We start from the raw sequence: 17,261 nt of genomic DNA on the forward strand, positions 1-17,261 counted from the left end.
TTACTGCCCATAACTTGTCCTCAAATGTAAATTTAGCCATAAAAAAAACTGCACCTCCATTGTTAGTTTTTTGTCTAACAATTTTGGTGCAGTTCAATAAAGGCGAGTTTTTTTTATTCACCTAAAAAAACAGGTTGTTTTCAACCTTTTTTTATAATTAGAATCCTAGAAAAATTACAATTTAAATGTCTCTACAAATATTGTTTCAGCATATAAATAGGTAAAACATCATTAAGAATAAACAATTGGTATATTGGGACTTCTGGTCTTTTAACTCTTTAATTTTTGTTAAGATTATTTTCATTTTCTTCTTATGACTTAAACGCCCTAATCCAATTTCACCTTTTTAAAGTTAATAGAAATCGCCAAAAAGTAACGATATAAAAGAGGAGTGAGTAGGATGACGGAAATCGAAGGAAATTCGGAGTATATGACAAAGGATAAGGAGTATCTATGGCATTCAATGAAACCATATAGTCCTGATTCGACCATGATTGTAGAAAAAGCAGTAGGTTCTTGGATCATAGACCATACTGGAAAAAAATATTTAGATGCAATGGCAGGATTATGGTGCGTAAACGTGGGCTATGGTAGAACGGAACTAGCAGAGGCTGCTTTTGAACAACTAAAAGAGATGGCGTACTATCCTTTAACACAAAGTCACAAACCGGCCATTCTACTCGCAAATAAATTAAAAGAACTACTAGGAGATGAGTATGTCATTTTCTTCTCCAATAGTGGTTCAGAAGCAAATGAAACCGCTTTTAAGATCACTAAACAATATTATCAACAAATCGGTGAATCAAATCGATATAAAATCATTTCAAGGTATCGAGGATATCATGGAAATACAGCAGCAGCATTAGCTGCAACAGGTCAAGCCCAAAGGAAGCTTAAATATGAACCACTTGCAACGGGATTTTTAAAAGTGGCTCCTCCTGATTCATATCGTTCACCAGAATCTGACAAGAGTAATCCATTGGAATTAACATCAGTTAAGGAAATAGACCATGTGATGACATGGGAACTTAGTGAAACCATTGCAGGAGTCATCATGGAACCAATCATAACTGGGGGTGGTATCCTTATGCCCCCTGAGGGTTATATGGCTGGTGTGAAAGAAGTGTGTGAAAAGCATGGAGCTCTGCTAATAGTAGATGAAGTGATATGTGGGTTTGGTCGAACAGGGGAACCGTTTGGATTTATGAATTATGGAATCAAACCAGATATTATAACGATGGCAAAGGGCATTACGAGTGGTTATTTACCATTGGCCGCAACTGCTGTAAAAAAACATATATATGAGGCTTTTCAAGGAAACGAGCAATATGATTATTTTCGTCATATTAATACATTCGGTGGTAATCCAGCTGCCTGTGCACTAGCTCTAAAAAACATTGAAATCTTGGAGTCAGAAGGACTATATAAGCGTTCGAAAAATATGGGGAAAGACCTAAAACAAAGATTAAATGTTCATTTACAGAGTCACCCTTTTGTAGGTGATGTTCGAGGTAAAGGTCTTCTTATAGGTATTGAGCTTGTCAAAAATCGAGAGACCAAGGAACCACTTGACGCAGACCTAGTTAATAGAGTAATAGCTGGGTGTAAACAGAAAGGTTTGATTGTAGGCAGAAATGGAGCAACCGTTGCAGGATATAATAATGTCCTGTGCTTAGCTCCACCTTTGAATATTGAAGAGAATGAGATTGAATTTTTAATCAACACATTAACACAGGAAATTCATGCAATTTCTACATCTTAAAACTGAGTAAACTCCTCCGAAACTAGAGGAGTTTTTTACTTACTATAATTTACAGGCATATAAACATTTTCAAACATTGAAGGGTGTTTAAAATATGATACAATGATTAAATATCGTTATAGAATCTACCAAAGGAAGGAGCGGGATATGTGAAATACAAACTAAGTCATAAAATGATTAAAGAAATGTGTGGAACTGTCTCCTTCAAAAGAGGAGATTCTTTTTATCGTGGTAATAAAATACATGTCGTTAATTATACAGAGTTCTTTTGTGAAGCAATTGTGAAAGGTACTGAAGATTTTTATGTAAGTATTACAATTGATACGACAGGGACTTTTCAAACAACCTGTAGCTGTCCCAAACTAGCATCATTCCAAAAGGATTGTCAGCACGTAGCTGCTGTTTTGCTGTTACTAGTTGAATATCAACAAAAAGGATCAACACCTACAATGGAAAATCATTCTGACTCTTTGACTAGTCTAGCTTTAACGGAAGGGTTACTAACTATCTTTAATAATGAACCTAAGCATATGAGTGGTCAGAAGCTTCATTTTGAGAACAGAGAAGTTTTGGATGTTGAATTTATTTGTAAGCCCTTTGAGATTGAGAGGGAAACACACATACTTGGAATAGAATTGAAGGTTGGAGATACTCCGGTACAAAATATTCGTAACTTTCTACAGCATCTAAGTCGGGGGAAGAACTGCCTATTGTCATTGTCATTTTCATATGATCCATCCCTTCATTGCTTTCAACAAGAAAATGATGATGTTCTGCAACTTCTAACACAAGTGTTAAGGGATGAAAAAGTATTTGTTGAGGGACTACCTAATGAATATACTTCAGAAATTAGTCGAGATACATTGCTCATTTCTCCCTTGTCGTGGGATCGTCTTTTACCATTACTTTTATTAGCTCCTAATGTGAAGCTATATTATGAGAATTTCATGTTTCATGGACTAGAAATATCAACACAAACTCTTCCCCTACAGTTCAGACTAATTGAAAGGGAAGGTAAGGGGTACGACCTAAATGTTAGTGGTTTGCAAGAATTTATCATATTGAACTCTTATCAATACATCCTTTATAAAGAGAAGCTTATTAAGTTAGAAAGTGAAGACTTCAAACGCCTTTGTGATCTTAAAGAAATGCTTCAAGTATCAGGAACAAATAATATACCAGTCTCCAATCAGCAGATGGGTTTCTTTGTAGAAAAAGTAGTGCCTGGTTTGAAGAAACTAGGCATAGTTAAATTTTCTGAAGAAATTCTAAATCAGTTTGTCAGAACACCATTAAAAGCGAAGCTATATTTAGATCGAGTAAAAGACCGACTATTAGCTGGGTTAGAATTTCAATATGAAAACCATTTGATCAATCCGATAGAGGAAGACGAGCCAAATTTAGGTTCATTAATTATTAGAGATACTAAAGCTGAAAGCATCATCCTTGAATTAATGGATGAGAGTTCGTTTATACAAACTGATTCAGGTTACTATTTACACAATGAAGAGTTAGAATATGAATTCTTATATTATATGATTCCAAAACTACAAAAACTTGTTCAAATTTATGCTACGACTGCCGTTAGAAATCGGGTCTTTAGAGAGAAAGCAAGACCACAAATACGGGTTAAAGTTAAGAAGGAAAGAACAAATTGGCTACAATTTAAATTTGAAATGAATGGGATCCCTGATGAGGATATTAAAGATGTCTTATTTGCCTTAGAAGAAAAGAGGAAATACTATCGATTACGAAATGGCTCTTTGCTTTCACTAGAAACTAAAGAATTTGAAGAAGTTCATAAGTTTTTACATGCTTTTCCTGATCAAATTGAACATCTAGAAAATGGATCTAGTATTTCAATCATTGAAGGGATGAAGTTACTAGATTCTATTGAAACAAATGATGTTTTTTCTATGGAAAAATCATTTCGTGAATTCCTTAAGAGTATTAAAGATCCTGGTAGTTTAGATTTTCAGGTTCCAAAAAGCATCGAGTTTATTTTACGAGATTATCAGACAGTTGGGTTTAAATGGATGAAATCTTTAGCCAACTATGGGTTCGGTGGAATTCTTGCAGATGATATGGGGTTAGGCAAAACCTTACAGGCGATTACATTTGCATTGTCGGTAATTACTGAGATTCGAGAGAGGAAGGAGCCGGTCCTTATTGTTTGTCCATCTTCGCTAACCTATAACTGGTTAAATGAGCTAACCAATTTTGCACCTGAACTTGAAGCGATTGTTATGGATGGAAATAAACAAGAGAGACAACAAACTCAACAGAACATAAATGAGATAGATGTAATAATTATCTCCTATCCTTTATTGCGACGGGAAGTAGATTGGTTTGAAAAGCAAAAGTTCCATACTGTATTTTTTGATGAGGCTCAAGTGTTTAAAAACCCTTTAACTCAAACTGCAAAATCGGTCAAAAAAATACAGTCGCATCATAAATTCGCTCTATCCGGTACACCAGTGGAAAATTCAATCGAGGAACTATGGTCAATATTTTATGTTGTTTTTCCAGAACTGTTCAGAGGTTTAAAGGAATACAGCAAACTTACTAATAAAACGATTTCTCGGAGAATTAAACCATTTCTTCTTCGTAGATTAAAAGAAGATGTCTTAGCGGAACTTCCTGATAAGATCGAATCTATGGATTCTGCAGAATTATTTCCTGAACAAAAAAAACTTTATGCAGCCTACCTTGCCAAACTACGTCACGATACAATGAAGCACCTGGATAAGGATACACTTCGAAAAAACCGTATAAAAATATTGGCAGGTTTAACAAGGCTGCGCCAAATTTGTTGTCATCCCGCGTTATTTGTTGATGGTTATAAGGGGAGTTCAGCAAAGTTTGAACAGCTTTTAAGAATTTTAGAAGAAGCAAGGGTATCAGGTAGAAGAGTGTTAATTTTTTCTCAGTTTACCAAAATGCTTATGCTAATAGGACAAGAGCTAACTAAAAGGGGCACTCCTTTTTTCTATTTAGATGGACAAACTTCATCAGAAGAACGAGTAGAAATATGTGGAAAGTTTAATAGTGGAGAGCGAGATTGTTTTTTAATCTCCTTAAAAGCAGGTGGAACTGGGTTAAATCTAACTGGTGCAGACACGGTTATACTATATGATATGTGGTGGAACCCAGCAGTCGAAGAGCAAGCGGCCGATCGTGCCTACCGAATGGGGCAAACCAAAAACGTACATGTAATAAAGCTTGTTGCTAAGGGAACGATTGAAGAAAAGATGAATGAGCTACAAGATAAAAAGCGTCATTTGACGGAGGAAATAATTCATTCGAATGACCGAGCAGCTTCAACACTAACTGAAGAAGATATTAAGGAATTGTTAAAGATAGAGGGGTAGTTAACAGGTTAAATTAAAATAAGTTAAAAAGTAACAATTAGGAGTGAAATTCTAGGTTGTTACTTTTTTTACTTAACCATACACAAATATACAGCTATCTATTACCAATAATTCTATAAGTCTATCCAATAATAGCAGCTTTCATTATTGATTTGAGTTAAAAGACCTTGATTTGCTTCTATAACTTTTCTAGAACCGATATTTGACTCATCGCATGTTAATAGGACTTTTTCTATGTTTAGTTTTTTAGCTTCCTTCAGTAGTTCTGATAGCAAAATCTTCGCATAACCTTTCCTTCTCGCGGAAGGTCGTATCACATAACCAATATGTCCACCATGTTGAAGTAAGTTTTCGTTTAAATAATGTCTGAGCTTTCCATATCCCACGGGCTTGTTGTCTATATATAACCAAAAAATAGTTTGGGGGACGTACTGAGGCTCCAAGTTTAAAGCCAGGGACATTTCAACATTTTTATGTAATTTCTCTTGGAACAATTCAAAACTACTAGAATATAAGCTGTTGATAAAGCCGTTTCCACCTTCAGTAATTTCTTGAACAAGTTCAAATACATCCATTCCGTCATGAACAGTTAAAGGTTTTAGTTCAATCATAAAATTCTCACTTATCCTCTCTTAGAAGAAATAGGCTACTTTAACAGCCTTTTTTACAGAAAATTATAGCACTATGCACATTAGGTGATAAATAGGGAAAGTTATAATTATTTTTATAGTATTTTATTGGGTTCGGGGAATAATTAATGAGAACATTCTTAGCTATATTGGACTTAATGCGAAGACTAATTTGCTTAATCCTCCAGCACTCTTAGTATTAGATGTACAAAAGGGATTTGATGATCCGTACTGGGGTTCTCGCAATAATCTTGATGCCGAGGATAACATCTTAAAGTTACTTACAGAATGGCGGAGCCGAAACTGGAATGTTGTTTATTCGCAGCATCTTTCTCTCTTGCCACAGTCACCTCTTAACCACAAAAATAAGCTAGGAACTGAATTTAAGGAGAGTATTCAGCCTCAAGGAAACGAGAAGATATTCTCTAAAAATGTTAATAGTGCTTTTATTGGTACGCAGTTAGAATCATATTTACGTCAAGAAAATATTACATCGGTAGTCATCACAGGTTTATCTACTCAACATTGTATTCCAACAACAACTAGAATGAGTGGAAATCTAGGGTTTGAAACCTATTTAGTATCGGATGCAATAGCTGCCTTTGAAATTACTGATCATAATGGAAATTACATTCGGCAGATGAGATACAAAAAGTGGAGCTTGCTACACTTCATAAGGAATTCGCAACAATTGTAACGACAAACGAACTGTTAAACAAACTGCAATAAAAAAGTTTGTTCAGGAGGAAAGGTTTAAATGACCTCTCTTGTAGGGAAGATACAAATTGAATGAATTGGGATTCTTACATTTATCCCACAACACAGAGGTGATTACTATTATTAAATGTATTGCAATTGATATGGACGGGACGTTACTAAACAATGATCATGTAGTAAGTGAAGAGAATGCAGCAGCCGTTTTAAAAGCTCAATCAGAAGGGATTGAGGTGGTCATTGCAACAGGTAGGTCTTATAGAGAAGCTAAATATGTATTAGATGAAGCAGGAATTCGAAGTCCTCTAATTTCTGTTAATGGTGCAGAAACAAGAAATGTGGAAGGAGAAGCTATTGGTTCTAATCCACTTTCGAGAGATAAAGCTCAAGAGCTAGCCACCATCCTTCATAAGCATGATGCTTATTATGAACTTTATACAAGTCAAGGGACATATACAAAAGACTATGATAAGGCATTAACTGTTATTATGGATATTTTTATGAGTGCGAGTATAAGAAGTGATTATGACAAGGCTATAAAAGCAGCAAAGGAGCGTTTTGAAAAAGGAATGGTTCATCTGGTTGATGATTTTTCAACCCTATTAAAGAATGAACATATTCCTTTGTACAAGCTAATTGTGTTTTCCTTTGATAAAGAAAAATTAAATGAGGTAAAGTTAAATCTTTCATCTATACAAGATGTTGCGATTACCTCTTCTGGGAAAGAGAACATTGAAATAAATAGTATTCAAGCTCAAAAAGGAATTGCATTGAAAGAATTTGTGGAACAAAACAATATTAGCTTAAAAGAGACAATGGCAATAGGTGATAATTATAACGATATATCAATGCTCAAAATAGCAGGTAGATCTGTTGCAATGGGTAATGGACCTGAAGAAGTAAAAAAACATGCACAGATTATTACAGATACAAACCATCATAATGGGGTTGCAAAAGCCATTTTAGAGGTATTATAAAATTCCAGGGACAGATCATTAGCTGTCGTATTATATTTTTATTGAGTTGTACAATTAGTGATCCAATTTAATAGTTTGACAGTTTGTTTCGGATAATGTAATATTTAAAATGTCTTTTTAACTTAATAATAAAATATTGCCTCGCTTATTTAGTGAGGTAGAGGTGCAAGATCTAACAGTCTTTAGCTAGCGTGAGTAGCGATGACACTAAAGAGAAGGAGATATTGCCGAAGTAAATGATAGACTCGACTATTATTTGCTGGGTCTGCAGTTAATAGCTGCAGGACTGTCTCGATAAACATCCTAGTTTATTGAGTTGTGCTATCTCATTAGAGAAGAAGAGGAATTATAGGCAACTATGTATATAGCGACCTGAGTTCATCTCAGGTCGTTTTTTATTTGTAAATCAACTAGGTGCCAACAACAACAGGAACAAAAAGGAGAGTAACAAAATGAAAAAGAAATTATCATTATTTTTAGCTATTGCATTATCAGCTATGATTCTAGTAACAGGTTGTGGAACATCAAATGACACTGGATCTTCGTCAGAAGATAATACGTTTAAGGTAGGTCTCGAAGCAGGGTATGCACCATTCAATTGGACTCAAAAGGATGAATCGAATGGTGGAGTTAAAATAGAAGGAAATGCTGAGTATGCTGGTGGATACGATGTAGAAATCGCAAAAAGAATAGCTGAAGGTTTAGGCAAGGAACTAGTAATTGTAAAAACTGAATGGGATGGATTAGTGCCAGCATTAACTTCAGGTAAAATTGATGCAATTATCGCGGGGATGTCACCCACTGAAAAACGTAAAGAAACGATTGATTTCTCAGAAAACTATTATAAAACTGATTTAGTAATGGTAGTTAAAAAAGGTAGCGAGTTTGAAAATGCAACATCAATCCAAGATTTTAGTGGTGCAAAAGTTACAGCTCAATTAAACACTTTCCACTATTCAGTAATTGAACAAATTGAAGGTGTGGATCTGCAAACAGCAATGGATAATTTCCCTGCAATGAGAGTTGCACTTGAGTCTGGTGTAATTGATGGATATGTTTCAGAACGACCTGAAGGTATAAGTGCTTCTGCAGCTAATGAAAACTTTGTCATGGTCGAGTTCACAGAAGGTTTTGAAACAACTGAAGATGATACAGCAATTGCTGTTGGCCTAGAGAAAGGTAGCAAGTTAACAGAAGAAATTAACGCTATTTTAGCAGAAATTTCAGAAGAAGAACGTAAATCGATTATGGATGCTGCAATTAAAAATCAACCATCCGCAGAATAATTCATAGGAAAACCGGCTGCATTTTTTTGTAGTCGGTTTCCAATTTGTAGGGGGAAAATCATGAGCTTCGAGTGGGTAGTAAAAATACTAATCGAAAACTGGCCAATGTTTCTTCGCGGAGCGGGTGTAACACTATTAATAGCTTTAATTGGTACATTTTTTGGAGCCATTATTGGTTTATTAATAGGTGTTATACGTACGATTCCGTTACCAGAGCGAGGAGTTAAAAGGACACTCTTAAAAATTACAAATGCAATTTTATCAATTTATATAGAAATTTTCCGTGGTACTCCAATGATTGTACAAGCCATGGTAATTTTTTATGGTGCAGCACTAGCCTTTGGTCTAGATATGGACCGTATTGTTGCAGCTATTCTGATTGTGTCAATTAATACGGGTGCATACATGGCTGAGTTTGTCCGGGGTGGAATTGTATCTATAGATAAGGGACAATATGAAGCCGCACAAGCAATCGGAATGAACCATTTTCAAACGATGACCAATGTTGTACTACCACAGGTGATCAGAAATATTATCCCAGCTACCGGAAACCAATTTATTATTAATATTAAAGATACGTCTGTGTTAAACGTAATTTCTGTTACAGAACTATATTTCCAGACTAAATCAATTGCTGGTAACAATTTTAAATATTTCGAGTCATTTTTCATAGCATCAGCTATTTACTTGGTCTTGACATTTACTTCCACTGTTATTTTACGATACGTAGAACGCAGGTTGGATGGTCCCAATAATTACACTATGGTAGGAACGCCTGTACAGACTAACAAGACGGAGACAAATACTACGATATAGGTAGAGAAAGGGGGGAACGATTTGGAAAATATTATTCGTATTCAACATTTGAGTAAGTCTTTCGGGGCTCATGAAGTGTTAAAAGATATCCAATTCTCGGTAAATAAAGGGGAAGTCGTTACAATTATTGGTTCCTCAGGATCGGGAAAATCCACTCTACTTCGTTGTGTAAATCTTCTAGAGAAGCCAAGTGGTGGCGAAATTATTTATAAAGGTGAAAATATATTAGATGATCATCACGATGTTCATGCATATCGAAAAAATTTAGGAATGGTCTTTCAGCAATTCAATTTGTTCAATAATCATAATGTGCTTCAAAACTGCGTAGTTGGACAAGTAAAGGTTTTAAAACGCTCCAAGGAAGAAGCAGAAAGAGTAGCATTAAAGTATCTAAAAGTAGTTGGAATGGATCAATATGTCAATGCAAAGCCAAGGCAGTTATCTGGTGGACAGAAACAACGTGTTGCGATTGCCCGTGCTCTTTCGATGGAGCCTGATGTCATGCTATTTGACGAGCCAACTTCAGCTCTTGATCCAGAAATGGTCGGAGAAGTATTAAAAGTCATGAAAGAGTTGGCTCAATCAGGATTAACGATGTTAATCGTTACACATGAGATGGAATTCGCGAAGGAAGTTTCAGATCGGATTGTCTTTATGGAAAAAGGGGTTATCGCTGAGGAAGGAACTCCTGAACAAATTTTTAACAATCCAAAGCAACAACGAACTAGGGAGTTTTTAAAACGCACTTTTTAATTAGATCTTCTTTTTACACAGCATACAAAGCTGTGTTTTTTTTATTTTCACATTTGTTGAAACAATTTACACCTATTATGCGTTTCATAAGTGAAATTAAATACAAGGGAGATGGATTCATTGAATACATGGAAGACTTTTTCAGCAACGGTGTTAACAGCATCTGTTTTATTTTTAGGTATACCTGCAGGAGGAGCTGATGCTCAGGAGAGTATTAATTATTCTATTTTCGATTTATCAGGGGTAATTAAAGAAGGCTCAAAAGGTGAAAGCGTGAAAAACATGCAGCGTGCCTTGAACCTAGCAATGGGGGCAGAACTTTCGGAAGACGGTATTTTCGGTCCTAACACAAAAACGGCAGTACTTGCATTTCAAGAGTCAAAAAAATTAGCGAAAGATGGTGTATATGGACCTAACACACATGCTGCTCTTTCAAAAGCAGTTAATTCCTTTGGGTTTGCAGACAGCGTTCTAAAGGTTGGTAGTCGTGGAGAGGCTGTAAAAACACTTCAAAAAGGTCTAGTTGACATGAGCTATGAAGTGTCAGTGGATGGCGTGTTCGGGCCTCAAACTAAAGTAGCTCTAATTAAATTTCAAGAAAGGTTTCCAGAATTAGCTAATGATGGAGTTTTTGGACCTAAAACGAAAGCAGTAATGGATAAAGTTTTAAATGATTAACAGTAAATGAGTTAAGATTTGGCATGAATTCAGTAAATTGAGTTCATGCCTTTTGATTTATGTCTAAAAAGCCTAGTACATTTTTTTTAGTTATTGGTTATTTTGGGACGACGTACCTGTCCCTTTGTCCCTGCTATCAAACATGTTACTTGAGATGGTATTTAGTTTATCTAAAAATCTGTTAAATCCGAAGCCGATTAGGAAGGCTATGGCTATTTGTGCGTAAGGGCCTTCTTGGTGATTGGTAAATTCGATAAATAATATGCCACTTTGAATTAAAGTTACAGCAATGACTGCGGTTCCAGTTGCAAATATAGGATAAAAGATATACATGATCCAAACACGATAGTTGTTCAGGTTATCCTTTATATAATGAGAACAAAACATATATAGATGTCTTAATGAACCCCCAATTGCTCCTGCAAAAAAATAATATAAAAAGAGTTCGATTTCTGAGATAAACGGAAACCTTTCTTCAATATAACCGGTAAAAAGCATACCGACAGCTAAAAAGCTCCCAAAAAATATAAAAGAAAGATAAGTCAAAATTACAAATTTTAACCAGTTACGCAAAGGGCACCTCCATATAGCGTTGTTATTATATATATATGGATAATTTGTCGAAACTGTTAATGGAGAAGTTTCAATGGGGCGATTTTTAATTTTCTTGAATTTCTTTATTAGGTAGAAACTAATATAATGTACTGTTTTGGAAAACCTAATAATAATTCAATTATTAGGAGTGTCTACATGGAAAACAACTCTAAAGTAAGTTCAAAAACGTATTGCAATACTGAATATGATGTATTAAAACAGGTTGTATTATGTCAGCCTGAATATATGGAGATTCGCGATGTTATTAATGAGACACAAAGGCATTTTAAAAACGAAGGTATACATATCGAAACGGCATTAAAGCAGCATAGTGATCTTGTTAAAACGCTAAGAGAACATGGGGTTGACGTTGTTTTATTACCGTATCATAAGAAATATCCAGAACAAGTATTTACACGAGATATTGGGGTTACGATTGGACAGACCGTTTTTGTTACACATATGGCAGCTGATTTACGAAAAGGTGAAGAAAATGTGTTGAAGCAATGGCTAGATGATGAAGAAATTTCATATTTCAATTTATTAGAGGATTTAATTGAAGGCGGAGATGTGGTAATTGATCGTGATACTATTTTTGTAGGGTTAAGCGATCGAACCAATTTGAAGGCAGCAGAACATTTACAAAGTATTTTAACTGATCATAAGGTGATTCCTGTAGAATTTCAAGAAAAGTATTTGCACTTAGATTGTGTGTTTAACATAATTTCACCAGACACAGCTTTGATTTATCCAGATGCATTTACTCCTGATAAAGTTGAAATATTTAAAACACGATATGATTTAATTGAAGTCGAGGAAGATGAACAATTTACACTTGGGACCAATGTTCTTAACATAGGAAATAAGAAAATCTTGAGTGTACCTGTTAATAAGAAGGTTAATCAAGAGCTTCGAAACAGAGGGTTTGAAGTGATAGAAGTTGATATTACTGAGATTATTAAATCAGGTGGATCTTTCCGTTGCTGCACGCTTCCTTTATTACGATCTAACAGCTAAGTAAGGCTCTGTATTTGAAAAAGGTAAAAGCCGCTCATTTATAGGTGGCTTTTACCTTTTTATTCTTCGCTAGGATGTATTTTGTTATAATGAAAGAAATAAACGTAACAGGCGAGGGAACTCATTGAGAATAATTACATTATCTAATGGAAAAACAGTAGAGGTTGAGTGTTTAAGTTGTGCTTTAACAAGTGGGGTAATAGAACCTGATGGCGGTGTAGTGATTGAAACAGAGCATTTTCATGCTCACCAGGATGTTGCCTATCCAATAAGAGGATTAATTATATTGGCATCCAAACGTCACATAAAATGCTTTGATGAACTTACTGAAGCAGAAAAAGTTGATTACATGAACTTACTATCAAGAATCAGAAAGGCTCAACGTGAAGTATTAGGAATTGAATCAGTCTATTATTTTTATAACGAAGATACCACTCACCATTTTCACACTTGGATGGTTCCACGCTATGAATGGATGTATGATTTTGGTCGATCTGTAGAATCACTTAGACCAGTTCTTCTTCATGCAAGAAACAATATGAATAATAAAGAAAATTTAAAAGATGTGATGAGCGCAATTGAAGCATTAACTGAAGAATTAAACGAAAAGTAAGGAGCTTTGATTTGGTTATCAAAGCTCTTTTTTCATTTCACTGTTTTACTTGTGTTTTTTACACAACTCAAGGCAAAATCTTTGTATCTCTTATACATTGTTACCAATCCACCCCAAATGATAAATTCTAAGAAGAGAATAATAAAGTATCTATACCTAATTACTCTATAACTAAAACAAAAGCTAATACCATGGGGGTGTATGTTGTGCAGACTATTTCAAGAGATTTTTTCTTATATCTTTCAAAAAACAAGACATTGAATCGTGCAGCCCAAAATTGGGGTGGAAGCATTGCAGCTGGAAAATTAATTGGAGGCATTGATTTTCCAAGCTCTGTTCCTTTTATTAAAGATTTAAATAACCAAGGATTATCTGTTACGGTTGATCATTTAGGTGAGTTTGTAACAGATCGAGCTGTGGCAATTGAGAGAGCGAATGAGTGTATCTCTACAATAGAGATGATATCCGCTTATAATCTAGAATCTCAAGTATCTTTAAAGATGACATCTTTAGGATTGGACATCGATCAGCAACTAGTTTATGAGAATATGACACGAATACTAGATACAGCTGAAAAGCATAAAATTATGGTCACAATCGATATGGAAGATGAACAGCGTTGTCAAAAAACGCTAGATATATTTAAAGATTTCAAACAACGTTACACCTATATTAGTACAGTGCTTCAAGCCTATTTATATAGAACTGAGAACGACCTTTATGATTTGCAAGCATATCAACCCTTTTTAAGGCTTGTAAAGGGCGCTTATCAAGAATCTGAAAATGTAGCATATCCAGAAAAGTCAGATGTTGATGAAAATTATAAAAAACTTATCAAAACTAATCTATTAAATGGTCTTTATACAGCCATTGCCACACATGATGACAAAATAATAGATTATACAAAGCAGCTTGTAAAAGAGCACAATATTAGTTTAGAGTCTTTTGAATTCCAAATGTTGTATGGCATGAGAAACACGACTCAAAAGGAGTTAGTAAAAGAAGGATATAAAGTACGTGTATACGTTCCATATGGTCTTGATTGGTATGGGTACTTTATGAGAAGACTAGCAGAGCGTCCAGCTAATATTGCGTTTGCTTTAAAAGGAATCACAAAAAAATAGATTTATAGAAGGGAAGAGATGATGAAATGACAACACCATACAAGCATGAACCGTTTACCGATTTTACCAATGAGGCTAATAAAGCTGCGTTTGAACAGGAACTTGTTAATGTAAGCGCAATTATGGGAAAAGATTACCCACTTGTCATTAATGGTGAAAGAATTTCTACAGAAGACAAAATTGTTTCGATTAATCCAGCAAACAAAGAAGAAATAGTTGGGACTGTTTCAAAAGCAAAGAAAGAACATGCTGAAATGGCAATTCAAGCAGCAAGTGAGGCCTTTGAAGAATGGAGATATTGGAATCCTGAAGAAAGAGCAAATATCTTATTTCGAGCAGCTGCTAGTATCCGTAGAAAGAAGCATTTTTTCTCTGCTCTTTTAGTGAAGGAAGCAGGGAAGCCTTGGAATGAAGCAGACGCTGACACTGCTGAAGCGATTGATTTCTTAGAATATTATGCTCGCCAAATGATTGAACTATCACAAGGAAAGCCAGTTCAAAGTCGTGAAGGAGAAATTAATAAATATATTTATACGCCAACAGGAGTAACAGTTGTCATTTCACCATGGAACTTCTTATTTGCCATTATGGCCGGCACAACTGTTGCGCCGATTGTTACAGGAAACACAGTTGTACTGAAGCCTGCTAGTACGACTCCTGTTATTGCAGCACTGTTCGTAGAAGTATTAGAAGAGGCTGGATTGCCTAAAGGAGTAGTTAACTTTGTTCCTGGTAGTGGAGCAGAAGTAGGAGATTATCTGGTTGATCACCCCAAAACTAGTCTTATTACCTTTACAGGCTCACGCGAAGTAGGTACTCGCATATTTGAACGTGCGGCTAAAGTACAACCTGGTCAAACTCATCTTAAACGAGTAATCGCAGAAATGGGTGGGAAAGACACAGTTGTTGTTGATCAGGATTGTGACCTTGAATTAGCTGCTCAATCTATATTTGCGTCAGCATTTGGTTTTTCGGGTCAAAAATGTTCAGCAGGTTCACGTGCAGTTGTTCATAAAGACGTGTATGACGAAGTGCTTAAACGAGTGATTGAGATTACGGAACAAAAAATAGTCGGTAACCCTGAGAATGCTAATACGTATATGGGACCAGTTATTGATCAAGGCTCATTTGATAAAATTATGGAGTACATTCAAATTGGTAAAGAAGAAGGTCGGTTAGTAAGTGGTGGTAACGGTGACGACACGAAGGGCTATTTTATCGAGCCAACTATTTTTGCTGATTTAAATCCAAATGATCGTTTAATGCAAGAAGAAATCTTTGGTCCGGTTGTTGCGTTTTCAAAGGCGGATAGCTTTGATGAAGCTCTGAGAATAGCTAATAATACGGAGTATGGATTAACAGGTGCTGTTATTACAAATAACAGACAGCATATTGAGCGTTCTAAACGAGAATTCCATGTTGGTAACTTATATTTTAATAGAACGTGTACAGGAGCTATTGTGGGTTACCATCCATTTGGTGGTTTTAAAATGTCAGGTACCGATTCAAAGGCAGGAGGGCCTGATTACCTGGCGCTTCATATGCAGGCAAAAACGATTAGTGAAATGTTATAGAATGAATTAAAGGAGTGAAAATCAATATGATTTTCACTCCTTTTTTTGATAGTCTACTATACAATCATTCAAATGATGAGTATTATTAATTTGAATAAGAGAGGAGGAATGAAATGAAGGAGCTCCTAGAAAAAATATACACTTCAACAGATTTAGACAAAATTACTGATTTAATCAGCAATGAACTAAAGAAACCCGTCATTTTAGAAAGTGATCATTTCTTCCTATTAGCTTATAACTCTTATTATATTAATCAATTCGATTTAGCTAATCAGCAAACCATTTTTTCAAAGAAATGTCCACTTAACATTTTTGAAGCTTTTGTCGAGACTGGTATTATAGATCAACTTAAAACGATAACAGGTCCATTTAGAATACATGAGATGAAGGAAATAGGCTTAAATCAACGAGTGGTGGTTAGTGCCAAATATCAGGATACGATTATGGGATATATATGGGTTCAAGAAATTAATGAAAAACTTACGGATGAGGAAATGGATTTTTTACATGAAGCCTCCTTACACATCGGAAAAGTTATTTATAAAAGGAATAATGTTGTTCAGCAAAAAGATGAGGATATTGAGAATTTATTTAGAAAGGCCATTAACAATGGTTTTTCTACGGAAAAAGAATTGAGATGGGAAGCTAAACAGCTTGATATTATTCTTCCTTCAATATTTTGTATTATGGTGGTCAACGCTAGTCATGCAGAGGAAGAACTAATTGAAGAGTTAAAGATTACGATTCGGTCTTATCTTAATTTAAAAGATAATACGAGTCATGTGTTAATTGACCGATCTAACATTGTTATTGTAGTAGGCTGTTATTCGTTCAAATATTCGCCTATGGAAGCCTCATTACAAGTTATTGAAAATTTATTATCTAATTTTAATACGGAGCGCTATTCTAATATTTATATTGGTATAGGTAACGAATATCAACAACTATTATCTCTACATAACAGCTATGAAGAGGCTTTAGAAGTGGTTGAGCTAACAGAAAAATTAGGAACACAGGAAAATGTCCCATATGAATATGATAAACTAGGAATTTTCCGCTATTTAGACTTAATTAGCGAAAAAAATAATAAAATTCAATATCGAAATAATAACCTGCAAAGGCTAATGGATAAGAATCATGAGAGTCAGACCGAGCTACTGAAAACACTCGAATACTATCTGGTTAATAATTGTAAATTGAAACCGACCTCTAAACAAATGTTTATTCATCCTAATACATTGAACTATCGAATTAAGCAAATTACAGAATTAACTTCTATAAATTTTTCAGATTTTAATCAGAAATGTCAACTTTACCTTGATTTAATGCTTCTCAAGGGTAAAAATCGTTAAA

Annotated in this window: 14 protein-coding genes, 1 pseudogene and 1 riboswitch; of the genes and pseudogenes, 13 read left to right on the top strand and 2 right to left on the bottom strand. The window is 35.0% G+C overall.

Annotation, left to right across the window (positions count from 1 at the left end; all coding sequences use genetic code 11):
• Nucleotides 1-400: 400 nt before the first annotated feature.
• Together G4D63_RS12075 and G4D63_RS12080 are read left to right on the top strand one after the other, a co-directional pair.
• Nucleotides 401-1,762 carry an aspartate aminotransferase family protein gene (locus G4D63_RS12075; RefSeq protein WP_163179926.1) on the top strand — a complete coding sequence of 454 codons (1,362 nt, stop codon included), beginning with the start codon at nt 401-403 and terminating at the stop codon, nt 1,760-1,762.
• 149 nt (nt 1,763-1,911) lie between these two features.
• Complete coding sequence (locus G4D63_RS12080; RefSeq protein WP_163179927.1) at nt 1,912-5,133, top strand: SNF2 helicase associated domain-containing protein; 3,222 nt, start codon at nt 1,912-1,914, stop codon at nt 5,131-5,133.
• A 113-nt stretch (nt 5,134-5,246) separates the two neighbouring features.
• Here the strand turns inward: G4D63_RS12080 and G4D63_RS12085 are convergent, their stop codons facing one another.
• The gene (locus G4D63_RS12085; protein WP_163179928.1) at nt 5,247-5,744 is read right to left on the bottom strand and encodes a GNAT family N-acetyltransferase; all 498 of its coding nucleotides are present in this window, start codon (nt 5,742-5,744) and stop codon (nt 5,247-5,249) included.
• Between the two features lie 190 nt (nt 5,745-5,934).
• On the opposite strand from G4D63_RS12085, the pseudogene G4D63_RS12090 reads away from it, so the two are divergent.
• From G4D63_RS12090 to G4D63_RS12115, 6 genes and pseudogenes are all read left to right on the top strand, one after another.
• Nucleotides 5,935-6,491, top strand: a pseudogene (locus G4D63_RS12090) (cysteine hydrolase family protein).
• 56 nt (nt 6,492-6,547) lie between these two features.
• Nucleotides 6,548-7,453 (top strand): Cof-type HAD-IIB family hydrolase, encoded by a 906-nt coding sequence (locus G4D63_RS12095; RefSeq protein ID WP_239585971.1) that lies wholly within the window; start codon nt 6,548-6,550, stop codon nt 7,451-7,453.
• Between the two features lie 150 nt (nt 7,454-7,603).
• Nucleotides 7,604-7,785: riboswitch (Lysine riboswitch) on the top strand.
• Between the two features lie 120 nt (nt 7,786-7,905).
• Entirely contained in the window at nt 7,906-8,739 is an 834-nt protein-coding gene (locus G4D63_RS12100) for a transporter substrate-binding domain-containing protein (protein WP_163179929.1), read from the top strand.
• A 60-nt stretch (nt 8,740-8,799) separates the two neighbouring features.
• A complete protein-coding gene (locus G4D63_RS12105; protein ID WP_163179930.1) occupies nt 8,800-9,555 on the top strand; it encodes an amino acid ABC transporter permease in 756 nt (251 codons plus the stop codon).
• Nucleotides 9,556-9,576: 21 nt separating this feature from the next.
• Nucleotides 9,577-10,308 (top strand): amino acid ABC transporter ATP-binding protein, encoded by a 732-nt coding sequence (locus tag G4D63_RS12110; RefSeq protein ID WP_163179931.1) that lies wholly within the window; start codon nt 9,577-9,579, stop codon nt 10,306-10,308.
• Between the two features lie 120 nt (nt 10,309-10,428).
• Nucleotides 10,429-10,986, top strand: a complete 558-nt coding sequence (locus G4D63_RS12115; RefSeq protein ID WP_163179932.1) for a peptidoglycan-binding domain-containing protein — start codon at nt 10,429-10,431, stop codon at nt 10,984-10,986.
• A gap of 90 nt (nt 10,987-11,076) precedes the next feature.
• On the opposite strand, the gene G4D63_RS12120 is transcribed toward G4D63_RS12115, so the two are convergent.
• Nucleotides 11,077-11,559: a hypothetical protein gene (locus G4D63_RS12120; RefSeq protein WP_163179933.1), complete on the bottom strand. Its 483-nt coding sequence runs from the start codon at nt 11,557-11,559 to the stop codon at nt 11,077-11,079.
• A gap of 177 nt (nt 11,560-11,736) precedes the next feature.
• On the opposite strand from G4D63_RS12120, the gene G4D63_RS12125 reads away from it, so the two are divergent.
• From G4D63_RS12125 to G4D63_RS12145, 5 genes are all read left to right on the top strand, one after another.
• Complete coding sequence (locus tag G4D63_RS12125) at nt 11,737-12,597, top strand: dimethylarginine dimethylaminohydrolase family protein (RefSeq protein ID WP_163179934.1); 861 nt, start codon at nt 11,737-11,739, stop codon at nt 12,595-12,597.
• 124 nt (nt 12,598-12,721) lie between these two features.
• Nucleotides 12,722-13,210 carry an HIT family protein gene (locus G4D63_RS12130; RefSeq protein ID WP_163179935.1) on the top strand — a complete coding sequence of 163 codons (489 nt, stop codon included), beginning with the start codon at nt 12,722-12,724 and terminating at the stop codon, nt 13,208-13,210.
• A 206-nt stretch (nt 13,211-13,416) separates the two neighbouring features.
• Nucleotides 13,417-14,334, top strand: coding sequence for a proline dehydrogenase family protein (locus tag G4D63_RS12135; RefSeq protein WP_163179936.1), 918 nt, complete (start codon nt 13,417-13,419; stop codon nt 14,332-14,334).
• A gap of 26 nt (nt 14,335-14,360) precedes the next feature.
• Nucleotides 14,361-15,908, top strand: coding sequence for an L-glutamate gamma-semialdehyde dehydrogenase (pruA, locus tag G4D63_RS12140; RefSeq protein WP_163179937.1), 1,548 nt, complete (start codon nt 14,361-14,363; stop codon nt 15,906-15,908).
• Nucleotides 15,909-16,021: 113 nt separating this feature from the next.
• Nucleotides 16,022-17,260, top strand: coding sequence for a PucR family transcriptional regulator (locus G4D63_RS12145; RefSeq protein ID WP_163179938.1), 1,239 nt, complete (start codon nt 16,022-16,024; stop codon nt 17,258-17,260).
• Nucleotide 17,261 lies beyond the last annotated feature (1 nt).

Origin of the sequence: Bacillus mesophilus, from assembly GCF_011008845.1 — a bacterium.
Lineage (GTDB): Bacteria > Bacillota > Bacilli > Bacillales > SA4 > Bacillus_BS > Bacillus_BS mesophilus.